The organism is Nocardia sp. NPDC057455 (assembly GCF_042802775.1).
Taxonomy (GTDB): domain Bacteria; phylum Actinomycetota; class Actinomycetes; order Mycobacteriales; family Mycobacteriaceae; genus Nocardia.
This window is the reverse complement of the sequence record NZ_JBHVDM010000019.1, coordinates 23,966-45,281: the sequence shown is the minus strand read 5'-3', so window position 1 is coordinate 45,281 and position 21,316 is coordinate 23,966. Positions and strand designations below refer to the sequence as shown.

The following is a 21,316-nucleotide window of genomic DNA, read 5'->3' as shown; positions in this document are numbered from 1 at the left end:
CGGCGCACCCGGCGATGCTGTGTAGATGGCTCCCTCGCCACGCTCGGTCACGATGTCACACCGTAGGAGGTGGGCACCTGTGACGGAGCCGACACCCCCGTCTGCCCGCGCCAAGGCAGCGAGTTGCGCGTGATCACGATGAACAGCACACCGACGATCACGGTGGCGATGGCGGCGCCCACGATCTGGAACACCTCCAGATCGGCGCCGCGTGGCATCAGGATGACGCTCACGATCGCCGAGAACGCCACCGCCGGAACCCGGAACACCGGCCGGGTCGCCCAGGCCGCCATCGGCACGATCGCCCACAGCAGATACCAGGGCTGCACCACCGGGAACAGCAGCACGATCGCGCCGAGCGCCACGCCCAGCGCGCCGACCGGATGCAGCCGCCCGGTGCCGGTGGCGACCAGCATCCGGACGGTGAAGAAGCCCGCGACCACCGCCGCGATCGGGCGGGTGATGCTCAGCAGCGCGGTGGTGTGATCGCCGAGTCCCAGCAGCACACCGCCGAATCCGGTGATGATGCCGAGCACGGTCGGCAGCGACATCCAGCTGCGCACGACGCTCGCGGTGTTCAGGGTGTAGATCCAGCCGAATCCGAGCCCGCTCACCGAACTGATGAAAAGCGTTGTGCCGATGGCGATCGCGCCGAGCATGGCGGCCGCGATGGCGACCGTGCGCAGCGAGGCGCCCCAGCGCCGCGCCAGCGCCATCCCGACGAACCCGAGCACGATGATCGAGGTGAACTTGATCGATGACGACAGCGTGATGATGATCGCCCCGCTGATCAGCCAGGCGTAGGCCCGGCCGTCGAACGGATGGGTGTCCTCGATGGCGCGCAGGCAGAACTCCATGCCCGCCAGCATCAGGCCGAGCATCAGCGCGTCGTTGTGCACGCCACCGACCAGGTGGAACAGCACCAGCGGGTTGGCAGCGCCGAGCCACAGCGCGCTCACCGGTGCGACGCCGCAGCGCACCGAGAGCCGGGGCAACGCCCAGACGATCAGCGCGACGCCGCCGAGCGCGAGGATCCGGTGCACCCACACGCCCGCGATGATGTTGTCGCCGGTGAGTTCGGCGATGCCCCGGCCGATCCAGAGGAACAGCGGACCGTAGGGCGCGGGGGTGTCGCGCCAGATGGTCGGCACGTTGTTGGTGAGGACGTTGTCGATCCCGAGTCCGGCGACCGGGCCTTCCTGATATGGGTCGATGCCGCGCGCGGCGATCTCGCTCTGTGCCAGATAGGAGTAGACGTCATTGCTGAACAGTGGGGGAGCGACGCTGAGCGGGATGAGCCAGAGCAACAGCGTGCGGTCCAGTTGTGAGCGGGTCAGCCGGTGGATGGGGGAGCCGCCGATGCCGCCGATCGCGAACCGGCCCAGCAGCAGCCAGGCCAGCACGACGACGACGGTCCCGGTCATGCACATGGCCAGCGAGCCGGTGTGCGCGCGGGCGAAGATGCCGAGCACGCGGACGCCGGAGGTCGGATTCTGATGTACCGGCTGCGCGCCGATCCCGAGCGCGCTGATCGCCATCAGCACCGTGCCGGTCGCGCCCATCAGACGGATCCGGTCGAGCTGGGCGAGCTCTTTGCGGTCGAGGCCGGGCACCTCCGACTCGTCGCGATGCAGCACCGCGATCGTGTGATCGGCCGCGGGCACGTCGAGTCCGAGTGCCCGGCGCCCGATCGCCAGTGTCCTGCGCCGCGCGCCCTCCAGTACCGCCACGCAACGCAGCCTAGTTGGTGCGCGCATCCCGGTCTGTCGTGTCGATGTCAGCGGGGACGGGGCGGGTGCCGGTGGGGGTTCTCGTCGGTTCGTCGCAGCCATTCCGAGAGCAGGGCGCGTTCGGCGTCGGTGAGCATCGACAGTTCCGGTGCGGCGGCTCGTAGTGCGGCCGCGGTGGCGTCGGGCGCGGAGGGTGGTGGGACGTCGGTGAGGATCGCATGGGTCACCGCCTCGTACATCGCCTCGGCAAGCCCGAGGTCTCGGTCTTGGGGCGGGGCGGACAACAGGGCCAGAGCGGCTCCGGTCCCGGCGGCGTGGACGAGATCGACGGCGCGGCGTTCGCTTACCCGGAGCCGGCCGGCCGCCGCGACGCGGTGCACCCGGGCACGCAGCACCTGCAGCCCGGCGGCCGCCGCGGGTGAGGCAGTCCCGCGGTGGGGGTCGGTGAGCATCGCGAACACCGCCGGATTGGTCAGTGCGAAGTCGATGTGCATGTCCCATCCGGCGCGAAGATCGGCCACTGGGTCGTCCTCCGCGTCGACAAACGTCTTTCCTGCCACGTAGGTCGCGAAGACGTGCTCGGCGACGGCATCGAGCAACGCGTCCTTGTCCTCGAAGAACCGGTAGATGGTCGGCGCCTGCATGCCGGCCGCGTGCGCTACCGCGCGGGTGGTGACAGCGTGCGGACCCTGTTCGCGTAACAGCCGCCCCGCCACCTCCACGATGCGCTCCCGGCTCTCGTGCCTGCTCGCGCTGCTCGATCTCGCCTCTGCCATGCGACCATCCTAATCGCTGCTAATATCGACGTTGCTAACAGCGATATTATCAATGTTAAGGAGCGTTGGATGATCATCGTCACCGGAGGCACAGGACTGCTCGGCTCGCAGATCGTCGAGCGGCTGCTGGAGCGGGTACCAGCCGCACGTGTCGGCGTCAGCGTCCGCGATACCGATCGGGCAGGTGAGCTGGGCGCCCGTGGAGTGCGGGTGCGGCGCGGCGACTTCACCGACCCGCCATCCCTGGCCGAGGCATTCGAAGGCGCAACCCGAGTGCTGATCGTCTCGGCGAACCTGACCGGGGAGGCGGCCGTCGCCGCGCACGTCGCGGCGATCGACGCCGCACGCGCGGCCGGGGCCGGACGCATCCTTTACACCAGCCATCAGGCCGCCGCCGATGATTCGGTGTTCGCGCCCATGCCGGACCACGCCGCGACCGAGCGCTACCTGGCGACGACGGGCATACCGTTCACCGCCCTGCGCAACGGGTTCTACGCCGGCACCGTCCCGCTCTTGCTCGGTCCGGCGCTGGAAACCGGTGAGCTCCGCGCCCCGGCCGATGGGCCCGTCTCCTGGACCGCCCATGCCGACCTCGCCGAAGCCGCGGCGATCATCCTCGCCGACGAGGGCCTGTTCGACGGGCCGACGCCGCCCCTGACCGCACCGGAGGCCCTCGACCTCTCCGACATCGCCGCCATCCTCACCGAACAGACCGGACGAACGATCCGTCGCATCGTCATCGAGGACGCCGAATGGGCCGCTTCCCTGGTCGCTCGTGGTGCCTCCGAGGACCGGGCGGCCATGCTCCTGGGTATGTTCCAGGCTGCCCGCCGTGGGGAATTCGCCACTACCGCAGGCCAACTCGAAAGCCTTCTCCAGCGCCCCGCCACACCGGTCCGTTCGATTCTGCGGGCTGCCACCAATCGCTGAGCACGACCTACGCGCGGCCATGGGCGGCACACCATTGATTGCAATCCTCGGGGACGAGGCGCAGTCGTAAGGCAGCTGTAGGCACCCGCCGACGGTGCGGCATCACGGGGACTTCCGGATTCCCCGGCCTGGTTCGCGCGGCGATCCCGTACCGCGAACGGACCCTGGTTGTTCCGACCGGACCCGTCCCGGTCGCGGGGCACAATCGACAGATGGTTTCGGAGTCCAGGCGGCGGATCGAGGTGGCCGCGTCCGGGTTGCTGGCGCGGCACGGGTATCACGGGTTCGGTCTGAAGGCGTTGAGCGAGGCGGCCGAACTGCCGTACGGCTCGATCTACCACCACTTTCCGGGCGGTAAGGAGGAGATCGCGGTCGCGGCGATCACCGGGACCGGGACGCTGACCGGCCGGATGATCCGGCAGGCGCCCACCGATGTGTTCGCCACCTTGGCCACACTGTTCGAATTCATGGTGGGCAAGCTCGCGGATTCGGAGTGGACCGACGGGTGCCCGGTTGGGACGCCCGCGCTGGACGGCGGCAGTGACGTCGAGGCGGTGCGCTCGGCCTGCGCGCACGCCTTCGAGGCGATGGAGCAGGCGTTCGCCGGGCTGCTCGCCGAGCTCGGGCTCGGTGGGGAGGAGGCGGCCGAGCTGGCGACCACGGTCGTCGCCGCCTACGAGGGCGCCACGATCCTGGCCCGGATCCGGCAGACGGACGCGCCGCTGCGCACGGTGGCGAGGTCGATGGAGCGGCTGATCCGTTCGACTTTCGCGGCGGCGGGAATCGGCGGCCCCGCGTCCGCGCCGAGCGCGGCGGCGGCCACCTCCGAGCCCGGTGCGGCCGCGCGACCCGGAAATTTTCCGGAAACACCTGCTCAGCAGGGCGATACGAAATGGAACGCTTGACTAGAAAGAACGTTCTAGCGACACTCGGACGATGAAGCGTCTGATGCTGACCGGCCCTGGTGCGATGCGCTGGGAAGAACATCCCGAACCTGTGCTGAGCGGACCCGGCCAGGCGCTGGTGCGGCCGGTCGCGCTGGCCACCTGTGACATCGACCCGGCCGTTTTGCGCGGCGCGTTCCCGCTGCCCGGGCCGTATCCGTTCGGGCACGAGGGAGTGGCCGAAGTCGTCGAGATCGGGCCGGAGGTGCGCGGCGTCGGTGTCGGTGATTTGGTGGTGGTGCCGTTCCAGATCTCCTGCGGCGCCTGCCGGGCGTGCGCACGCGGGCGGACCGGGAACTGCGTGAGCCATCCGCGGCTGTCGTCGTTCGGCCTCGGTGCCATGGGCGGGCTGGACTGGGGCGGCCTGTGGGCCGACCTGGCGCTGGTGCCGCACGCGGACACCATGCTGGTCCGGCTGCCCTCCGGCGTCGACCCGGCCGCGGTTGCCAGCGCCAGCGACAACATCCCGGACGCCTACCGCTCGGTCGGGCCACAGCTGGCCGACGATCCCGCCGCCGAAGTGCTGGTGATCGGCGGCCCCGCCGCACCGTCGATCGGTCTGTACGCCGCCGGGCTCGCGGTCGCCCTCGGCTCCGCCCGGGTGGTCTATCTGGACGACTCCGTCAAGCGGCTGGACATCGCGAAGTCGCTCGGCGCGGAGGCGATCGAAGGGCCCCCGCACGCGCGGGTGGGGCGGTTCCCGATCGTCGTGGAGGCGGCAGGTGGGGCGAAAGCGCTGCGTGGCGCGATCGACGCGGCGGCGTACGACGGCTGGTGCACGAGCGTCAGCGTCCAGTCGCAGGACGTCGCGCTGCCGATCTTCGGCATGTACACCCGCTGCTGCACCTTTCACACCGGCCGCGCGCACGTGCGCCCGGTCATTCCCGAGGTCCTCGATCTCGTGGCGGCCGGTCGCTTCGACCCGTCGCTCGTGATCACCGCGACGGTCCCGTGGGAGGACTCGGTGGACGCGCTGCTGGAGACGCCGATGAAACTGGTGGCCGTGCGCTGAACGTCTGTGACGAATCGCACTGCGGAGCGCCGCGGCCCGGTGTCCGGTGGCGACGATCACGCCGCGGAGGCTGTGGTGGACGCTCGGGGTTCGTGCGAACTCGCGCCGACCGGTTCGATCAGCGTTTTCCTCTGCGCAGGTCAGGCGGGAAAGGCGGCTCCGGGCGCAGCGCTGCACCGGTGGACACCTGTCCGGACGATCGGGGCGTGCCGCTCCGCGGTACCGGAATCCCCGCAGGTCGATCGGGTCGGCGACTCAGGGCACCCTTATTAGATTTCCGGAACGAATTCCGCCACACTGATGTTGTGAAAACCGTGGGTTTGCGGAGAAACGACGAAGGGGCTGGTCGCCGGACCGGTACCGGGTCGGTTGCTGCGCCCGCGGCGGTCGGCGGCGAAGGGCATACCCGAGCGGCCATCGTCCAGCTGCTGCTGGAGGAAGGACCGATCACCGCCACCGCCATCGGGAACCGGCTCGGCCTGGCTCCAGCCGGCGTGCGCAGGCATTTGGACGCCTTGATCGACTCCGGCCAGGCACGAGCCGGTCGATCGGCACCCTGGCAGCAGAAAGGCCGGGGCCGCCCGGCCAAGCAGTACCAGCTCACCGCGGCGGGACGAGGCAAACTCGGTCACGCCTACGACGATCTGGCGGGGGCCGCGATCCGGCAACTCGGGGAGATCGGTGGCGAACAGGCCATCACCGAGTTCGCCCGCAAACGGGCACGCACTATCGTGGCCGGGATCGAACCGGTCGGCGAGCACACCACCGAGCAGACCGAAGCCAAGGCCGAGGAGATCGCCGAGGCGTTCACCGACGCCGGGTTCGCCGCCACCACCCGCAAGGTGGGCACGGGCGTGCAGATCTGCCAGCACCACTGCCCCGTGGCGCACGTCGCCGAGGAGTTCCCTCAGCTGTGCGCGGCGGAGCTGGAGGCGTTCCGGGAGTTGCTCGGCACGCACGTGCAGCGGCTGGCCACGATCGCCAACGGCGACTGCGCGTGCACCACGCATGTGCCGCTGCTCGTCCTACCCGCCGACCGGACCGGAACTTCAGCACCAACCGCTGCACAGCCCGCAGCGGTACGAACGAACGACTCCGGAAGGAGTGCCGAATGACGACGACCACCGACCAGGTGCAACCGCTCACCCAAGAAGAGGCCATCGCCTCACTGGGCAACTACGGTTACGGCTGGGCCGATTCGGATGTGGCCGGCGCCAGCGCGCAACGAGGTCTGTCCGAGGCGGTTGTCCGCGACATCTCGGCGAAGAAGAACGAGCCGGAATGGATGCTCGAACTGCGACTGAAGGCGCTGCGCATCTTCGATCGCAAGCCGATGCCGCTGTGGGGCTCCAACCTCGATGGCATCGACTTCGACAACATCAAGTACTTCGTGCGCTCCACCGAGAAGCAGGCCGCGTCCTGGGACGAGCTGCCCGAGGACATCAAGAACACCTACGACAAGCTGGGCATCCCCGAAGCGGAGAAGCAGCGGCTGGTCTCCGGTGTCGCCGCGCAGTACGAGTCGGAGGTCGTCTACCACCAGATCCGTGAGGATCTGGAGCAGCAGGGCGTCATCTTCCTCGACACCGATACGGCGTTGAAGGAGCACCCGGAGATCGTCCGGCAGTACTTCGGCACGGTGATCCCGGCGGGCGACAACAAGTTCTCCGCGCTGAACACCTCCGTTTGGTCGGGTGGGTCGTTCATCTATGTGCCGCCGGGCGTGCACGTCGACATCCCGCTGCAGGCCTACTTCCGGATCAACACCGAGAACATGGGCCAGTTCGAGCGGACCCTGATCATCGTCGACGAGGGCGCGTACGTGCACTACGTCGAGGGCTGCACCGCGCCGATCTACAAGTCGGACTCGCTGCACTCCGCGGTGGTGGAGATCATCGTGAAGAAGGGCGGCCGCTGCCGCTACACGACCATCCAGAACTGGTCGAACAACGTCTACAACCTGGTCACCAAGCGGGCCAAGGCCGAGGCGGGCGCGACCATGGAGTGGATCGACGGCAATATCGGGTCCAAGGTCACCATGAAGTACCCGGCGGTCTGGATGACCGGCGAATACGCCAAGGGTGAAGTGCTCTCGGTGGCGTTCGCCGGCGAGGGCCAGCACCAGGACACCGGTGCGAAGATGCTGCACCTCGCGCCGCACACCTCCTCGACGATCGTGTCGAAGTCGGTGGCGCGCGGCGGCGGCCGGGCCTCCTACCGCGGCCTGGTCCAGGTGAACAAGGGCGCGTACGGCTCGAAGTCGACGGTGAAGTGCGACGCGTTGCTGGTCGACACGATCAGCCGATCGGACACCTACCCTTACGTCGACATCCGCGAGGACGACGTGACCATGGGTCACGAGGCGACCGTGTCGAAGGTCTCCGAGGACCAGCTGTTCTACCTGATGAGCCGCGGCCTCACCGAGGACGAGGCGATGGCGATGGTGGTGCGCGGCTTCGTCGAGCCGATCGCCAAGGAACTGCCGATGGAGTACGCGCTCGAGCTGAATCGCCTGATCGAACTGCAGATGGAAGGAGCCGTCGGCTGATGGCCGTGGAGAACATTGCCGAAGCCGCCGAAGCTCGCACCCCCGCGGTCAACAAAGGTGAGGTCTTCACCTCGTTCGATGTGAACGCCTTCGAGGTGCCTTCCGCCAAGGACGAGGCGTGGCGGTTCACCCCGCTGCGCCGTCTGCGTGGACTGCAGGACGGCACCGCGGTCCGGGACGGCCGCGCGACGGTCGAGGTCGCCGCGGCCGAGGGCGTGACCGTCGAGACGGTCGACCGCACCGACGCCCGCCTCGGCGCGGGCGGTGTGCCGTCCGATCGCGTCGCCGCCCAGGCTTATTCGGGCTTCGAGCAGGCCACCGTCGTGTCGGTCGGCAAGGAGATCGAGGTCGCCCGGCCGGTAACCGTCACGATCACCGGCCCCGGCGAAGGCAAGACCGCCTACGGCCACCTGCAGGTCCGTCTGGAACCCTTCGCCAAGGCCACCGTGGTCATCGACCAGCGCGGCAGCGGAACCTACGCGGAGAACGTGGAATTCGTGCTCGGCGATTCGGCCAAGCTGACCGTCGTCGCGGTGCAGGACTGGGCCGATGACGCGGTGCATGCCACCGCCCACCACGCCGAGCTCGGCCGCGACGCCACCCTGCGGCACACCTCGGTGACCCTCGGCGGCGACCTGGTGCGCCTGACCGGCAAAGTCCGCTACGACGGCCCCGGGGGCGACGCCGAACTGCTCGGCCTCTACTTCGCCGACGCGGGCCAGCATTTCGAGCAGCGCTTGCTCGTCGACCACGCGGTGCCGAACTGCAAGTCGAACGTGCTGTACAAGGGTGCGCTGCAGGGCGATCCGAACTCGCCCAAGGGCGACGCCCGCACCGTGTGGGTGGGCGACGTGCTCATCCGCGCCGCCGCGGAGGGCACCGACACCTTCGAGGTGAACCGCAACCTGGTGCTCACCGACGGCGCCCGCGCGGACTCGGTGCCGAATCTGGAGATCGAGACCGGCGAGATCGTCGGCGCCGGACACGCCTCCGCGACCGGCAGGTTCGACGACGAGCAGCTGTTCTATCTGCGCGCCCGCGGCATCCCGGAAGACGCCGCCCGCCGCCTGGTGGTGCGCGGTTTCTTCCACGAGATCATCCAGAAGATCGCTGTGCCCGAGGTCCGGGAGCGGCTGGAGGCGGCCATCGAGGCCGAACTCGCCGCCATCGGCGCCTGATCGACAATCCCATACCTGGCAAAGGAATTCGAATTCGATGACCACCCTGGAAATCAAAGACCTGCACGTCGAGGTCGCCAACCCCGACGAGTCCGGCGAGCCCATCAAGATCCTCAAGGGCGTGAACCTCACGGTGAAGTCCGGTGAGACGCACGCCATCATGGGCCCGAACGGCTCCGGCAAGTCGACGCTGTCGTACGCGATCGCCGGTCACCCGAAGTACACCGTGACCTCCGGCTCGATCACCCTCGACGGCGAGGACGTGCTGGCGATGTCGGTGGACGAGCGCGCGCGTGCGGGCCTGTTCCTCGCCATGCAGTACCCGGTCGAGGTTCCCGGCGTCTCGATGTCGAACTTCCTGCGTACCGCCGCCACCGCCGTGCGCGGCGAGGCGCCCAAGCTGCGGCACTGGGTCAAGGAGGTGAAGGAGTCGATGAGCGAACTGGAGATCGACGCCGCTTTCGCCGAGCGCAGCGTGAACGAGGGCTTCTCCGGCGGTGAGAAGAAGCGCCACGAGATCCTTCAGCTGGGCCTGCTCAAGCCGAAGATCGCCATCCTGGACGAGACCGACTCCGGCCTGGACGTCGACGCGCTGCGCATCGTCTCCGAGGGCGTCAACCGCTACAAGGAGCGCGAGAACGGCGGTGTCCTGCTGATCACGCACTACACCCGCATCCTGCGCTATATCCAGCCGGAGTTCGTGCACGTCTTCGTCGGCGGCCGCATCGTCGCCGAGGGCGGCCCCGAACTCGCCGAGGAACTCGACGCCAACGGCTACGTTCGTTTCACCCAGACTGCAACCGCTGGAGCCTGACATGACCGCTACGGTCCGCACCCTCGACGTCGCCCGCATCCGGGCCGACTTCCCGATCCTGAACCGCACGGTCCGGGACGGAAAACCGTTGGTGTATCTGGACTCCGGCGCGACCGCGCAGCGGCCGATCGAGGTGCTCGAAGCCGAACGTGACTTTTTGATCACCAGCAACTCCGCGGTGCACCGCGGCGCGCACCAGTTGGCCGAGGAGGCGACCGACGCCTACGAGGGCGCGCGAGCCGATATCGCGCGGTTCGTGGGCGTCGACGCGGGCGAGATCGTCTTCACGAAGAACGCCACCGAGTCGCTGAACCTGGTGACCTACGCGTTCGCCGACGACCGGTTCCCGCACCACCTGGGCCCGGGCGACGAGATCGTCATCACCGAGCTGGAACACCACGCGAATCTGGTGCCCTGGCAGGAGCTGGCCCGCCGCACCGGCGCCACGCTGAAGTGGTACGGCGTGACCGAGGACGGCCGGATCGACCTGGACTCGCTGGAGCTGTCGCCCGCCACCAAAGTGGTCGCGTTCACCCATCAGTCCAACGTCACCGGCGCTGTGGCGCCGGTAGAGGAGTTGGTGCGCCGGGCGAAGGCGGTGGGCGCGCTGGTCGTGCTCGACGCCTGCCAGTCGGTGCCGCACATGCCGGTGGACTTCGGCGCACTCGGCGTCGATTTCGCCGCGTTTTCCGGGCACAAGATGCTCGGCCCCTCCGGCGTCGGCGTGCTCTTCGGCCGCCGCGCGCTGCTGGAGGAAATGCCGCCGTTCATCACCGGCGGGTCCATGATCGAGACGGTCTTCATGGACCACAGCACCTACGCGCCGCCGCCGCAGCGCTTCGAGGCGGGGGTGCCGATGACCTCGCAGGTGGTCGGATTGGGCGCGGCGGTGCGCTATCTCGAGCAGATCGGCATGGACGCCGTCGCGGCGCACGAGCACACGCTGGTCGGCGCGGCGCTGGACGGGCTGGCCGGGATCGACGGCGTGCGCGTCATCGGACCCACCGACAACATCGACCGCGGCGGCGCCGTGGCCTTCGTGGTGGACGGCATCCACGCACACGACGTCGGGCAGATCCTGGACGACGAGGGCGTCGCCATCCGGGTGGGCCACCACTGCGCGTGGCCGCTGCACCGGCGTTTCGGCATCGCCGCCACCGCACGCGCTTCGTTCGCCGTCTACAACACCGTCGCCGAGGTGGACGCGCTGGTCGCCGCCGTGCGGAAGGCCCAGAGCTTCTTCGGAGTTGCATAAGACATGCGCATGGAGCAGATGTACCAGGAAGTGATCCTGGACCACTACAAGCACCCGCACCACCGGGGGCTGCGCGAGCCGTTCGGGGCCGAGGTACACCACGTGAACCCGACCTGCGGCGACGAGGTAACCCTGCGCGTGCAACTGGATGACAACGGTGACATCGCCGACGTCTCCTACGACGGGCAGGGCTGCTCGATCAGCCAGGCCGCCACCTCGATCCTCACCGACCAGGTCATCGGGTTGCCGGTGCAACAGGCGCTGAAGGTGGTCGACTCCTACAGCGAGATGATCTCCAGCCGCGGCACCGTCGAGGGCGACGAGGACGTGATCGGCGACGGCGTCGCCTTGGCGGGAGTCTCGAAGTACCCCGCGCGGGTGAAATGCGCGCTGCTCGGGTGGATGGCGTTCAAGGACGCCGTCCTCAGGATCGGCCCCGAGCAGCCCGCCGGCGCCGCGGAAGTGAACTGACCGTCCGATGGGAAACGGGGAAGCGTCAATGACTGACACACCGGCCACCGAGCAGCTGGAACAGACTGCCGAACTGTCCGAGCTGTCCGCGGAGGACATCAAGCTGCTCGAGGACATCGAAGAGGCGATGCGTGACGTCGTCGACCCGGAATTGGGTATCAACGTCGTCGACCTCGGCCTGGTCTACGGGTTGCGCGTCGAGGAGGACAACATCGCGATCCTCGACATGACGCTGACCTCGGCGGCCTGCCCGCTGACCGATGTCATCGAAGACCAGTCCCGCAACGCGCTGGTGCGCAGCGGCCTGGTGGAAGACTTGAAGATCAACTGGGTCTGGATGCCGCCGTGGGGTCCGGACAAGATCACCGAGGACGGCCGCGAGCAGCTGCGCGCCCTCGGGTTCACGGTGTAATCGCGAGAACTCGGGCAGCCGCCGAGTAGCGCCCTGGACAGGGTGCTTCGGCGGCTGAGTCCTATCTGCCGCGCGAGCAGTGCTGTCGAGCGCGATCACCCGCGTCGCGTTCCCGCTGCCCCCGCCCGCCCCAGCGCTCGGTGCTCGGCGGAGACGGACACGGGAAGGCGACGTGCGCGCCGGGTCTCGGTGTCGTGCACCCGCCCGAGCTGGGAAGCCCGCACTTCGACAAAGCGCACCGGCCGGACGATGATCTGGGCGCTGAGTCGTTCGAAGACGGGGAGGATCATCACATGTCGCTGCCGCACAAGGCTGCCATCGGGCTCGCGGCGGTATCGGCCGCCACCTGCGCCGTCGTCGGCGCACCGGCGGGTGAAGCGCACGCGGCGACCTACTATGGCGCGCTGGCGCTTTCGCCCGGTACCGGTGCCGTCGTCTCGGCGGTGGACTACGCGAGCGCCGCCGCCGCCGACACCGCGGCTCGCGCCCAATGCGGTGTCACCGACTGCCAAACGGTCGTGCAGTTCTGGAACGCTTGCGGGTCGGTCGTGCGCGGCGCCGACGGCAAGCACGGATGGGCGTGGGGTTCCACCCGCGTCGAAGCCGAACGCCGGGCCATCGACGTCCTCGGCCCGAGCGCTCCGCCCTTCCCGAGTCTCGGCAGCGCGATTCCCCGGCCCGCGAGCGTCCGATTGACCGCTTGCACGTCGACGGCCGGATAGCTCTGCGGCGCAAACATTCCGGGCCGAAAGGCTGCCCCGCCTATGCGCGAGAAAGATCAGTGCCGTGACAAGCGTGACCTGCGAGGCGAAGCGCTGATAACCGTAGACCGGGGTCGAGGCCGCCGAACGCGTGCCGTGGCGCCGGGCATACGGCTGCGTGTCGGCTCGGCCCGCGCGGCGGTCAAGCCGGGGGCACGGTCGGCGGATAGTGGGAGCGCCTGCCGCTGATCATGTCGCGGATCTTGTCCACGACCGCCGACACCATGCCCAGAGTTTTCAGGTAGCCGGGACCCGATGGTGTGCCGGGATGCGGCCTGGTCGGCGCCATCGCTTTGGCCGCGGCCATCTTCCGCCCCAATTCGTTCGACGTCTCGGGTGGGATCGCGTCCGCGAAAGCGGGCCAGACCTCGGACTGCTCGAACTCGATGTGGGCCCGGGCAGCGGGAATGAACCGGGTCAACGCTTCCTCGAACTCGGAGCTGCCCGCTCGAGAATTCTTCAACTGCTGAAGCAGTTTCTTGGCGCCGTCTTCCTGGCCGATCGCCCGATCGGCGAGATCGTCGCCGTCCGGAACAGTCCGCCGGACTTCGGGCCAGAAGAACTGCTCCTCGAGCGCCTCGTGCTGTGATTCCGCGATCACCAGAGTGGTGACCAGATTGCCGCGAGCGCGGACCTCCGCCTCGCCGCTGCCTCGCCCACGTTCGAGGGACTCGAGAATTCCGAGTACGCCCTCATGGTCGGTGCGCAGGAATGTCAATGCGTCCACAGCGTGCCTCCTTCTGAGTGCCGGGCCGGGCGACCGCCGATACGGCGAGCTGGCCAGCCATTTCGCCCCTCGAGCCCGTCGCATCAGGGGCTCACTTCGTACATCCGTCGCCTACCCGGTTCCGCTGCGTTCATACCCGACGGCTCGCAGCCGTCGGCCGCCCGGATCCGACGGACGAACCGCGTCACCGGCCGGGCCGGGCATCCTTCGCGGAGCAGACAGCCGGTGTCGCGGTTCCGGATCTGACGAACGGGCCGGATAACCCCGCCGACGGCCCAGCATGCCCGCGGTCTGGCAAGACACTCGCCAGGAACGTCGCCGCAAGCCTCGGTATCGGCTCGGCCGCCGACTACAAGCCCCTGGCGTCGCCCGACTGCGCTGTCGCCCTGTCTTCCCGCTCGGTGGCCGCGTCGCGTTGCTCGCACGAAACGCGTGCGCGAGACCGATGACAACGGAGATGATGCGGGGGTGGACGAGGTGACGTATCGGGGCTCGCGAGTCGGATTGCACGCGGTCGCGGAATTATTGATCGCCGGGCCGCAGTTCCGAGAGTTCGGCACCATTCGTTTGGGGGTCGTGCGCGGAGGCTTCGGGGGTGTGCGGTGGCCGGTATCGGTTGTCGGGGAGGAGTTGGTGTGGCCGGAAGGGAGGGTCCGGCTGGAGGGGACCTATCGGGAGGTTGCCAGGGCCGCGGGTTTCGAGCCGGGACCGCCGGAAGGGGTGTACTCGGCCACCACGGGCGTGGATCTCGATGCGGCGATCGAGGTGGATCCCTCCGCGGGCGGGATGATCGAGGACTGGCTCGCGCTGGGGGACAGGGCGCTGCGTTGCCTGGCGCCCGACGTGACACCGGTGCTGTGGCCGGAGCACTTCGATCTGGCGAGCACGCTCGATGAGGTGAACTACGGGATCTCGCCCGGAGACGACGCCCACCCCGGTCCGTACGCCTACATCGGGCCGTGGACCCCGCGAACCGGCGCGTTCTGGAACGCGCCGTTCGGCGCACTCAGGCCACGCGGCGCGGTGCACACCGTCGCGGCTTTGCTGGAGTTCTTCGAAGAGGGCCGACGGCGCGCGGCGCAGGACTGACTCGGCCCCCGCCCGGGGTGCCCTGCTCGAAGAGACTCAGGCGCCTTTGCGCGCCGGAGCCTTCTTGGCCGCCTTCTTCGCGGGCGACTTCTTCGCCGCGCTCTTGGACGCCGTGCTCTTCGATGCGCTGCTCTTGGACGCGGTGCTCTTGGCGGCGCCGCTCTTGCCTCCGGCGCTTTTGGCCGCGGCCTTCTTCGCGGCCTTCTTCGGTTCGGCCCCTGCCCCGTCGCCGTCCGCCGTCCGGCGTCCACTGGCCTCCAGGCTGCGCTGCAACGCGGCGACCAGATCGACCACCTCGGCGTCCATCCCGCTCGGCGCGAGTTCCGGCTGCTCGGGCACCTTGCCGGTGCCGCTGGCGATCGCCTCGTCGAGCAGGCGTTTCAGCTCGATCTGATACTCGTCGGTGAACTGTTCTTGATCGAAGTCGTCGGACATCGCCGAGACGAGCGTCTCGGCCATCTTGATCTCCTGCGGCCGCGGGTCGGCGACACCGTCGAGGGATTCGAAGTCGACGGAGCGGACCTCGTCCGGCCACAGCAGCGTCTGCAACACCAGAATGCCGTCGCGCACGCGCAGGGCGGCCAGCCTGGTCTTCTGCCGCAGCGTGAAGTACACCAGGGCGGTGCGTTCGATCTTCTCCAGCGTGCGCGCCAGCAGGACATAGGCCTTCGGCGTACTGGAGTCCGGTTCCAGGTAGTAGCTCTTCTCGAACAGGATCGGGTCGATCTGCTCGGACGGCACGAACTGCAGCACCGGGATCTCGTGCTTCTCCGCCACCGGCAGTTTCGCGAAGTCCTCGTCGCTCAGGACGACCTTGTCGCCGTCCGGGGACTCGTAGGCCTTGTCGATCTCGGTGTACTGGACGGACTGACCGCATACGGAGCAGACGCGGTCGTATTTGATCCGGCCTCCATCCTTGGCGTGCACCTGATGGAACCGGATGTCGTGGTCCTCGGTGGCGGTGTACACCTTCACCGGAACGTTCACCAGCCCGAATGCGATCGAGCCCTTCCAGATCGATCTCATGCTCCCATCATGGCCGAAGCCTCTCGACCTCGCGAGCGAACCGGAAACCGAGTGTCGCCGCCGCGACACGCCGCCGCAGCCGGCCCGGCAGCGCCACGAAGAGCGCACTCATAGCCGAAACCGTGCCGGCGAGGTCGGTACGGCCGGACAGATACGCGCGCTGCGCGGCCGGGGGCAGCGTGAAGAACGTGTCGAAGAACAGCGGAAGGTCCTCGGGGGGCAATGCCAGCAGCGCCCGCAGGCCGGCGCTGCGCAACCGGTGGACGACGCGCGCCGCAGTGGGCCACACGTCCTGCCCCGCCGCCATCGCGTCGGCTGCGGCCAGCGTGGCGCCGACGCTGTAGCCGGTCGCCGGATGCAGGAACCCGCCCGCCGCCCCGAACCTGCGCGGCCCGGGACCGCCCCCCTGTACGGGAAATCGGACGTGCTCCACGGCTTCGTCGCCGGTGAGCCGGATGCCCCTGGCATCGAGCCGGTATCGCAAGCGTGAGCGCAGCTGCGCACCCGTCGACGCGGGGCGGCCGGCCAGGCAGGTCTCCTCGAGCAGCATTCGCTCGTCGTCCAGCGGGACGGCGTAGAGGAACGAGGGTGGCGCGCCAGGTGCGGCGCCGTTGTCCGGCCGCCAGTCCATGAACAGCGGGTCGAGTCCGGCGCAGCGTTCCGCGTCCACGATGACGCCGTAGGCGGTCTGCTCGGCCCGTGCGGCAGAGCGGGCGAGTCCTCGCGCGTCGATCACCCTGCCGCCGGTGATCGTCGCTCCGGAGGCCAAGGTGACGCGCTCGGGAGCGATGTCGACCGCGCGATCGGCCACGACGTGCGAATCGCCGATGGCCAGCGAGGTCTGTAATCGACCGGTGTCCAGCACGACGTACGGGCGGTCGACCCGGTGAGCGCGCGTTCCCCAGGCCATCGGCCGGGGTACCGTCGCCGCGACGACCTCCGGCGTCAGCCAATTCGGCAGTTCGTCGGCCCACGCCGCATAGGTGGCCGTCCACTTGCGCTCCGGCGCGGGATCCACCACCGTGACCGTGCGACCGCGTGCCGCGGCCCGGTGTGCCAGAGCGCGACCGGCCGGGCCGAGACCGCAGACGATCAGGTCCGGCTTCACGCCGCGCCCGTTCGGATCCACGAGGGTGCGATGCCGTGCATGGTCCGAGCCTCTCATCCGTTCCTCCGGCCGCCGCGCCCTGGATGCGGGTCAGCGAAGCCGTCGGCCGGCTGCGCGCGGTCGCTCCGCTCGACCGGTCCGCTGCCGCGGCCGAGCTTTGAGCCCGTTCCAGATCACGGTTCGACGCGTACGCGCAACATGGTCCGGCACGAAGATTCGGATCGGTGCGGTGAACTCTTCGCGAAGACCGTCGCGGCGATTCGGGCTGCCCGGCTCGTGTGCGGAAGCGTGACCGGGTCGGATCGGTGGCATGCCGAGGCGGGGAGCGAAGTCGCGCCGGTGCTGCGAGTTATCGCCGCGACTCGCGCCGACGGAATGTGTTCGCGCTCACCGTAGTTTGTCACACGTTGCTAGGATGCCGGGGCGCTGGCGCACGCATCCGGCCCGGTGCCGTGTGTCGGATGTCGGCGTACCGGTGCGCCGTGGATGGCGTACCGGGCAGGTTGCCGACCGGCGGCCGCTGGCGTTCACCGAGCGAAAGCGGCACGACCGGAACGAGTTAGGGGTAGACGGAGTGTTCGAACTGACCAGGCGGCGCAGCCGGTGGATCCTCGCCGTGTTCGTGGTGCTCGCACTGGCGATGGGCACGCTGAGCGCGACGCTGTTCGACAAGGTGCAGGGCGGCGGGTACATCGACCCCGACAGCGAATCGAGCCGCGCGACCGCGGTGCTGCGCGACACCTTCGGCCAGGCCGCCCCGAATTTCGTGCTGCTGGTGCAGACTCGCCGGTCGGTGGACGACGACGCCGCGGCCACCGCGGCGACCAACCTGGTCACCGAGCTGAAGTCGGTGTCCGGCGTCGCGGGCGTCACGTCGTACTGGACCGACAAGTCGCCCGCGCTGCGCAGCACCGACGGCACCAAAGGGCTGATCGTGGCCAGCATCCTCGGCGAGGAGGCCGAGGTCGACCAGCGAGTGGGTGATCTCGCCGACCGGTTCGGCGGCGCCCACGGACCGCTCGAGGTGCGGGTCGGCGGCTACGCGATGCTGCTGCACGAGACGGTGCAGCAGAGCGAGAAAGACGTCGTGCTCGGCGAATCGATCGCTTTCCCGATCACGCTGATCGCACTGCTACTGGTGTTCGGGGGTCTGGTCGCGGCCAGCCTGCCGCTGGTGGTCGCGATGATCACGGTGATGATCACGATGGGCGCGCTGTGGCTGATCGCGAGTGTCACCGACCTCGCGGCGACCGCGACCAATGTCGCCACGCTGCTCGGACTCGGCCTCGCGATCGATTACAGCCTGCTGATGATCAGCCGCTACCGCGACGAACTGGTCGCCGGTCGGGAACCGGCTGCCGCGGTGGCCGCGACCATGCGCTCGGCGGGCCGGACGGTCCTGTTCTCGGCCGTCACCGTCGCCGTCGCCCTGTCGGGCCTGCTGTTCTTCCCCCTGCTGGCGGTGCGGTCCATGGGGTACGCGGGTCTGGCCGTCGCGGTGATCGCCGCGACGGTGTCGCTGACCGTGCTGCCCGCGATCCTGTTCCTGCTCGGCGCCAAGGTCGACAGCGGCCAGTTGTGGTGGTTCCTGCGCGCTGCGCGTCCCGCGCCCGGTGAGGGCGCCTGGCACCGCCTGGCGCGGTTCGTGATGATGCGACCCGTGCCCATCGGGCTGGCGGTGACCGCCCTGCTGCTCGTGCTGGGCGCGCCGTTCCTCGGTGTGCAGCTCGGCTTCCCCGACGAACGGTCACTGCCGGAGTCGATGAACAACCGCCAGGTCACCGAGACCATCCAGCGAGACTTCGCGGCCACCGAGCAGCACGGGCTGTTCGCGGTGCTGCCCGAAAGCGCCTACAGTGCCGCTGGATTGGACGCTTACGCCCGGGAGCTGTCGGAGATCGAGAACGTCCGCCGGGTCGACACCGCCACCGGCAGCTACAGCCACGGCGGTCTGCTCGCCGCCCCCACCGCCGCCCACGACGGCTTCCGCGCCGAGAACGCCGCCTATCTCTCGGTGGTCCCGGACACCACCGATCCCACGGTGCTGGACCGGATCGCCGACGACGTGCGCGCGACGCCCGCCGCCTCGCCGGTGCTGGTCGGCGGCGTGGCCGCGGCCAACACGGACGCGATCGACGCGGTGATCGAGGCACTGCCGTACGCGCTGGCCTTCGTCGTGCTGATCATGGTGGTGGTCCTGTTCCTGCTGACCGGAAGCGTCGTGCTGCCGGTGCTGGCGGTGGTGCTCAGCTTCCTGAGTCTTACGGCCACCTTCGGTGCGCTGGTCTGGATCTTCCAGGACGGGCACCTGTCGGGACTGCTCGGATTCACCGTCACCGGCGATCTGCCGCCCACGGTCCCGGTCATGCTGTTCGGCGTCGCGTTCGGACTCGCCATGGACTACCAGGTGTTCCTGTTGGCGCGCATCCGCGAGGAGTACCAGCGCACCAGATCGAACGCGCTTGCCGTCACCTCCGGGCTGGAGCGGATCGGCCGGATCGTCACCGCGGCCGCGGTGCTGATCTCGCTGGTCTTCCTCGGCTTCCTCGCCTCCGACATCACGTTCATGAAGGCGTTCGGCATCGGCCTTCCGCTGGCCGTTCTGGTGGACGCGACCCTGGTACGCGGCTTCCTGCTGCCAGCCGCGATGGAACTGCTCGGCCACTGGAACTGGTATGCGCCCGGCCCGCTGGGCAAACTGCACCGGCGGTTCGGCATCGAAGAAGGGCCTGCCGTCCCGGCGGTCGCCGGACGGGAGGACTGGCTCCAGCCCGCGCGGCTCTGAGCCGCGGCGACCGTACGCGCCCGATCGGGTAGGTTCTCCTCCGGCAGCTCGGGGAGGCCCGCACGAGGTGGGACGGCTGCCGGGAATGTGGAGGGCGACCGCGATGACCTACCCGTCCGGTTCTGGATTCGGTGGCGGCCCAGCGGAACACGGGAAACCGGACCAGGCGGGGCACCCGCCGGACTGGGGAAGCATGTCCCCGCCCAGCGCGTACCCGATGCAGGCATGGGAGACGCCGCCGCTGCCGCCTCCGCCCCAGCGCGCGACCGGCGTGATCGTCGCGCTGGCGGTCGGCGTGGTGGCCGTGCTGGTGGCGGTCGGTATCGGCGTGTCGGCGAACTCACGCGTGCAGGGGCACGCGCAGGCCGCGGCCACATCCGCCGAGGCGACCACCCGCGCGGGCAGCGCCACCAGCACGCGGCCCGCGCCGACAGCGCCGGGCGGTACGCACCCGTCGTCGGGCAGGCTGAGCTATTGGGAATACGCGAAGGATTGGGACTTCCGGTTCGATCGCGTCGAGCTGCACGCCGACTGGGTCGACGGCCGTGACCACGCCGATTGCCACCCCGTGGAGGCCGCGGGCAAGCTCACGAGTCTCGGCTGCGTCTATGCGGCGGAGCTGGTGTACCGCGCCGAAGGCGGCGCGCTCATGCTCACCCAGCTCGTCCTCGGCATGGCCGACCAAGGCCGGGCCGCCGCGGCGAAGGATCGGTTCACCGACGCGGACCTCACCCTGCGTCCCGGTACTTACATCAAGGGCTACGCCACCGGCAAGTGGAAGGACGGCAGCGAGAAGGAATTCGTGGTGGTGACGCTCGCGACGGCCACCGGCGCGGTCGACGCCCCGACCGTCGAGAAGTACCTGCGCTACCGGCATGCCGACACGATCGGCGCGCTGGCCTTCCGGTAGCGCAAGGCCGACCCGCGGCGGGACCGCCGTCCGCCCCGGGTCAGATTCCGCCGGTGGAGAGCAATCCGCCGTCCACGCGCACCGTCTCGCCGGTGATCCACGCGGCCTCGTCGGAGACCAGGAAACCGATCAAGCGTGCCACGTCCTCCGGGCTGCCCAGCCGCTTCATCGGGTACACGCTCGCGGCGCGCTCCTCGTCGGCCGAGTACAGCGCGTCGGCGAACTTCGTCTTGATCACGCCGGGTGCGACCGCGTTCACCCGGATCTTCGGCCCCAGCTGCCAGGCGAGTTCCCCGGTGAGATGGATCAGCGCGGACTTGGACGCGCCGTACGCGGCGATCACGCCGGTCGAGCGGATGCCCGCGACGCTGGCCACGTTGACCACGGCGCCGCCGTGATCGCGCATCCACGCCTTGTACGCCTCCTGGATGTAGCCCAGCGCCGCGACCACGTTCACGTCGAAGATCTTGCGCACAGCGTCCAGGTCGGCCTCCATCAGGGAGCCGAAGACCGGATTGATGCCGGTGTTGTTGATCAGGACGTCCAGCGAACCGAACTCCGCGACCGCGCGCTCGACCGCGGCTGCCCGATCCTCGGCGACCCCCGAGTTGCCCGCCGAGGCCACGACCTGGCCCTGGTGGCCCAGCTCGCGCAGCTCCGCGGCGGCTTCCTCCAGCGCATCCTTCTTCCGCGCGGTGATCAGCACGTTCGCGCCGCGGCCGAGCAGCTCCGCCGCGACCGCCTTGCCGATGCCCCGGCTGGCCCCCGTGACCAGAGCGCTCTTACCCAACAGATCGGTACCCATGGCATCGCACGGTAGCGCAGCCGCCCGCGCGAGCC

General features: G+C 69.2%; 20 protein-coding genes and 1 pseudogene. 15 read left to right on the top strand and 6 right to left on the bottom strand.

Features of this window, described 5'->3' with window-relative positions; translation table 11 throughout:
- Positions 1-47: 47 nt before the first annotated feature.
- Together mptB and ACFU5M_RS10805 are read right to left on the bottom strand one after the other, a co-directional pair.
- Positions 48-1,757, bottom strand: coding sequence for a polyprenol phosphomannose-dependent alpha 1,6 mannosyltransferase MptB (gene mptB / locus ACFU5M_RS10810; RefSeq protein WP_379047239.1), 1,710 nt, complete (start codon positions 1,755-1,757; stop codon positions 48-50).
- A 20-nt stretch (positions 1,758-1,777) separates the two neighbouring features.
- Entirely contained in the window at positions 1,778-2,506 is a 729-nt protein-coding gene (locus tag ACFU5M_RS10805) for a TetR/AcrR family transcriptional regulator (RefSeq protein ID WP_379047236.1), read from the bottom strand.
- Between the two features lie 69 nt (positions 2,507-2,575).
- On the opposite strand from ACFU5M_RS10805, the gene ACFU5M_RS10800 reads away from it, so the two are divergent.
- From ACFU5M_RS10800 to ACFU5M_RS10750, 11 genes are all read left to right on the top strand, one after another.
- A complete protein-coding gene (locus ACFU5M_RS10800; protein WP_379047233.1) occupies positions 2,576-3,436 on the top strand; it encodes an NmrA family NAD(P)-binding protein in 861 nt (286 codons plus the stop codon).
- 212 nt (positions 3,437-3,648) lie between these two features.
- Positions 3,649-4,341, top strand: a complete 693-nt coding sequence (locus ACFU5M_RS10795) for a TetR/AcrR family transcriptional regulator (RefSeq protein ID WP_379047230.1) — start codon at positions 3,649-3,651, stop codon at positions 4,339-4,341.
- A 31-nt stretch (positions 4,342-4,372) separates the two neighbouring features.
- Positions 4,373-5,392, top strand: coding sequence for a zinc-binding dehydrogenase (locus tag ACFU5M_RS10790; RefSeq protein WP_379047227.1), 1,020 nt, complete (start codon positions 4,373-4,375; stop codon positions 5,390-5,392).
- Between the two features lie 314 nt (positions 5,393-5,706).
- A complete protein-coding gene (locus tag ACFU5M_RS10785) occupies positions 5,707-6,507 on the top strand; it encodes a helix-turn-helix transcriptional regulator (protein ID WP_379047393.1) in 801 nt (266 codons plus the stop codon).
- The gene (gene sufB, locus ACFU5M_RS10780; RefSeq protein ID WP_379047224.1) at positions 6,504-7,940 is read left to right on the top strand and encodes a Fe-S cluster assembly protein SufB; all 1,437 of its coding nucleotides are present in this window, start codon (positions 6,504-6,506) and stop codon (positions 7,938-7,940) included. Before ACFU5M_RS10785 ends, sufB begins: the two co-directional genes overlap by 4 nt.
- Positions 7,940-9,118, top strand: a complete 1,179-nt coding sequence (sufD, locus tag ACFU5M_RS10775; RefSeq protein ID WP_379047221.1) for a Fe-S cluster assembly protein SufD — start codon at positions 7,940-7,942, stop codon at positions 9,116-9,118. The genes sufB and sufD overlap by 1 nt, the downstream gene beginning before the upstream one ends.
- Positions 9,119-9,155: 37 nt before the next feature.
- Complete coding sequence (gene sufC, locus ACFU5M_RS10770; protein ID WP_379047218.1) at positions 9,156-9,932, top strand: Fe-S cluster assembly ATPase SufC; 777 nt, start codon at positions 9,156-9,158, stop codon at positions 9,930-9,932.
- A gap of 1 nt (position 9,933) precedes the next feature.
- Positions 9,934-11,187: a cysteine desulfurase gene (locus ACFU5M_RS10765; RefSeq protein WP_379047215.1), complete on the top strand. Its 1,254-nt coding sequence runs from the start codon at positions 9,934-9,936 to the stop codon at positions 11,185-11,187.
- Between the two features lie 3 nt (positions 11,188-11,190).
- The gene (gene sufU, locus ACFU5M_RS10760; protein ID WP_379047211.1) at positions 11,191-11,658 is read left to right on the top strand and encodes a Fe-S cluster assembly sulfur transfer protein SufU; all 468 of its coding nucleotides are present in this window, start codon (positions 11,191-11,193) and stop codon (positions 11,656-11,658) included.
- Between the two features lie 73 nt (positions 11,659-11,731).
- A complete protein-coding gene (locus tag ACFU5M_RS10755; protein ID WP_379047390.1) occupies positions 11,732-12,070 on the top strand; it encodes a metal-sulfur cluster assembly factor in 339 nt (112 codons plus the stop codon).
- Between the two features lie 293 nt (positions 12,071-12,363).
- On the top strand, positions 12,364-12,792 hold the full coding sequence (locus ACFU5M_RS10750) for a DUF4189 domain-containing protein (RefSeq protein WP_379047208.1): 429 nt from the start codon (positions 12,364-12,366) through the stop codon (positions 12,790-12,792).
- Between the two features lie 181 nt (positions 12,793-12,973).
- Here the strand turns inward: ACFU5M_RS10750 and ACFU5M_RS10745 are convergent, their stop codons facing one another.
- Entirely contained in the window at positions 12,974-13,558 is a 585-nt protein-coding gene (locus ACFU5M_RS10745) for a hemerythrin domain-containing protein (RefSeq protein WP_379047205.1), read from the bottom strand.
- A 227-nt stretch (positions 13,559-13,785) separates the two neighbouring features.
- Between ACFU5M_RS10745 and ACFU5M_RS10740 the strand changes: the two are divergent.
- Positions 13,786-13,914: pseudogene (locus ACFU5M_RS10740) on the top strand (NAD(P)/FAD-dependent oxidoreductase); the annotation flags it as partial.
- 112 nt (positions 13,915-14,026) lie between these two features.
- The gene (locus ACFU5M_RS10735; protein ID WP_379047202.1) at positions 14,027-14,647 is read left to right on the top strand and encodes a hypothetical protein; all 621 of its coding nucleotides are present in this window, start codon (positions 14,027-14,029) and stop codon (positions 14,645-14,647) included.
- A gap of 36 nt (positions 14,648-14,683) precedes the next feature.
- Here the strand turns inward: ACFU5M_RS10735 and ACFU5M_RS10730 are convergent, their stop codons facing one another.
- Positions 14,684-15,673 (bottom strand): Ku protein, encoded by a 990-nt coding sequence (locus ACFU5M_RS10730; protein WP_379047199.1) that lies wholly within the window; start codon positions 15,671-15,673, stop codon positions 14,684-14,686.
- A gap of 7 nt (positions 15,674-15,680) precedes the next feature.
- Positions 15,681-16,838, bottom strand: coding sequence for a lycopene cyclase family protein (locus tag ACFU5M_RS10725; protein ID WP_379047196.1), 1,158 nt, complete (start codon positions 16,836-16,838; stop codon positions 15,681-15,683).
- 517 nt (positions 16,839-17,355) lie between these two features.
- Between ACFU5M_RS10725 and ACFU5M_RS10720 the strand changes: the two genes are divergently transcribed.
- Together ACFU5M_RS10720 and ACFU5M_RS10715 are read left to right on the top strand one after the other, a co-directional pair.
- Positions 17,356-19,566, top strand: coding sequence for an MMPL family transporter (locus ACFU5M_RS10720; protein ID WP_379047192.1), 2,211 nt, complete (start codon positions 17,356-17,358; stop codon positions 19,564-19,566).
- 103 nt (positions 19,567-19,669) lie between these two features.
- On the top strand, positions 19,670-20,476 hold the full coding sequence (locus ACFU5M_RS10715; protein WP_379047188.1) for a hypothetical protein: 807 nt from the start codon (positions 19,670-19,672) through the stop codon (positions 20,474-20,476).
- 40 nt (positions 20,477-20,516) lie between these two features.
- Here ACFU5M_RS10715 and ACFU5M_RS10710 read toward each other — a convergent pair whose 3' ends face one another.
- Positions 20,517-21,281 carry an SDR family oxidoreductase gene (locus ACFU5M_RS10710; protein ID WP_379047185.1) on the bottom strand — a complete coding sequence of 255 codons (765 nt, stop codon included), beginning with the start codon at positions 21,279-21,281 and terminating at the stop codon, positions 20,517-20,519.
- Between the last annotated feature and the right edge of the window lie 35 nt (positions 21,282-21,316).

Coding starts and splice junctions, on each gene's coding strand:
- sufC (WP_379047218.1), top strand. CDS start 9,156: ATGACCACCCTGGAAATCAAAGACCTGCACGTCGAGGTCGCCAACCCC.
- ACFU5M_RS10805 (WP_379047236.1), bottom strand. CDS start 2,506: ATGGCAGAGGCGAGATCGAGCAGCGCGAGCAGGCACGAGAGCCGGGAG.
- ACFU5M_RS10710 (WP_379047185.1), bottom strand. CDS start 21,281: ATGGGTACCGATCTGTTGGGTAAGAGCGCTCTGGTCACGGGGGCCAGC.
- ACFU5M_RS10795 (WP_379047230.1), top strand. CDS start 3,649: ATGGTTTCGGAGTCCAGGCGGCGGATCGAGGTGGCCGCGTCCGGGTTG.
- ACFU5M_RS10800 (WP_379047233.1), top strand. CDS start 2,576: ATGATCATCGTCACCGGAGGCACAGGACTGCTCGGCTCGCAGATCGTC.
- sufD (WP_379047221.1), top strand. CDS start 7,940: ATGGCCGTGGAGAACATTGCCGAAGCCGCCGAAGCTCGCACCCCCGCG.
- ACFU5M_RS10715 (WP_379047188.1), top strand. CDS start 19,670: ATGACCTACCCGTCCGGTTCTGGATTCGGTGGCGGCCCAGCGGAACAC.
- ACFU5M_RS10765 (WP_379047215.1), top strand. CDS start 9,934: ATGACCGCTACGGTCCGCACCCTCGACGTCGCCCGCATCCGGGCCGAC.
- mptB (WP_379047239.1), bottom strand. CDS start 1,757: ATGCGCGCACCAACTAGGCTGCGTTGCGTGGCGGTACTGGAGGGCGCG.
- sufU (WP_379047211.1), top strand. CDS start 11,191: ATGCGCATGGAGCAGATGTACCAGGAAGTGATCCTGGACCACTACAAG.
- ACFU5M_RS10725 (WP_379047196.1), bottom strand. CDS start 16,838: ATGAGAGGCTCGGACCATGCACGGCATCGCACCCTCGTGGATCCGAAC.
- ACFU5M_RS10750 (WP_379047208.1), top strand. CDS start 12,364: ATGTCGCTGCCGCACAAGGCTGCCATCGGGCTCGCGGCGGTATCGGCC.
- ACFU5M_RS10790 (WP_379047227.1), top strand. CDS start 4,373: ATGAAGCGTCTGATGCTGACCGGCCCTGGTGCGATGCGCTGGGAAGAA.
- sufB (WP_379047224.1), top strand. CDS start 6,504: ATGACGACGACCACCGACCAGGTGCAACCGCTCACCCAAGAAGAGGCC.
- ACFU5M_RS10730 (WP_379047199.1), bottom strand. CDS start 15,673: ATGAGATCGATCTGGAAGGGCTCGATCGCATTCGGGCTGGTGAACGTT.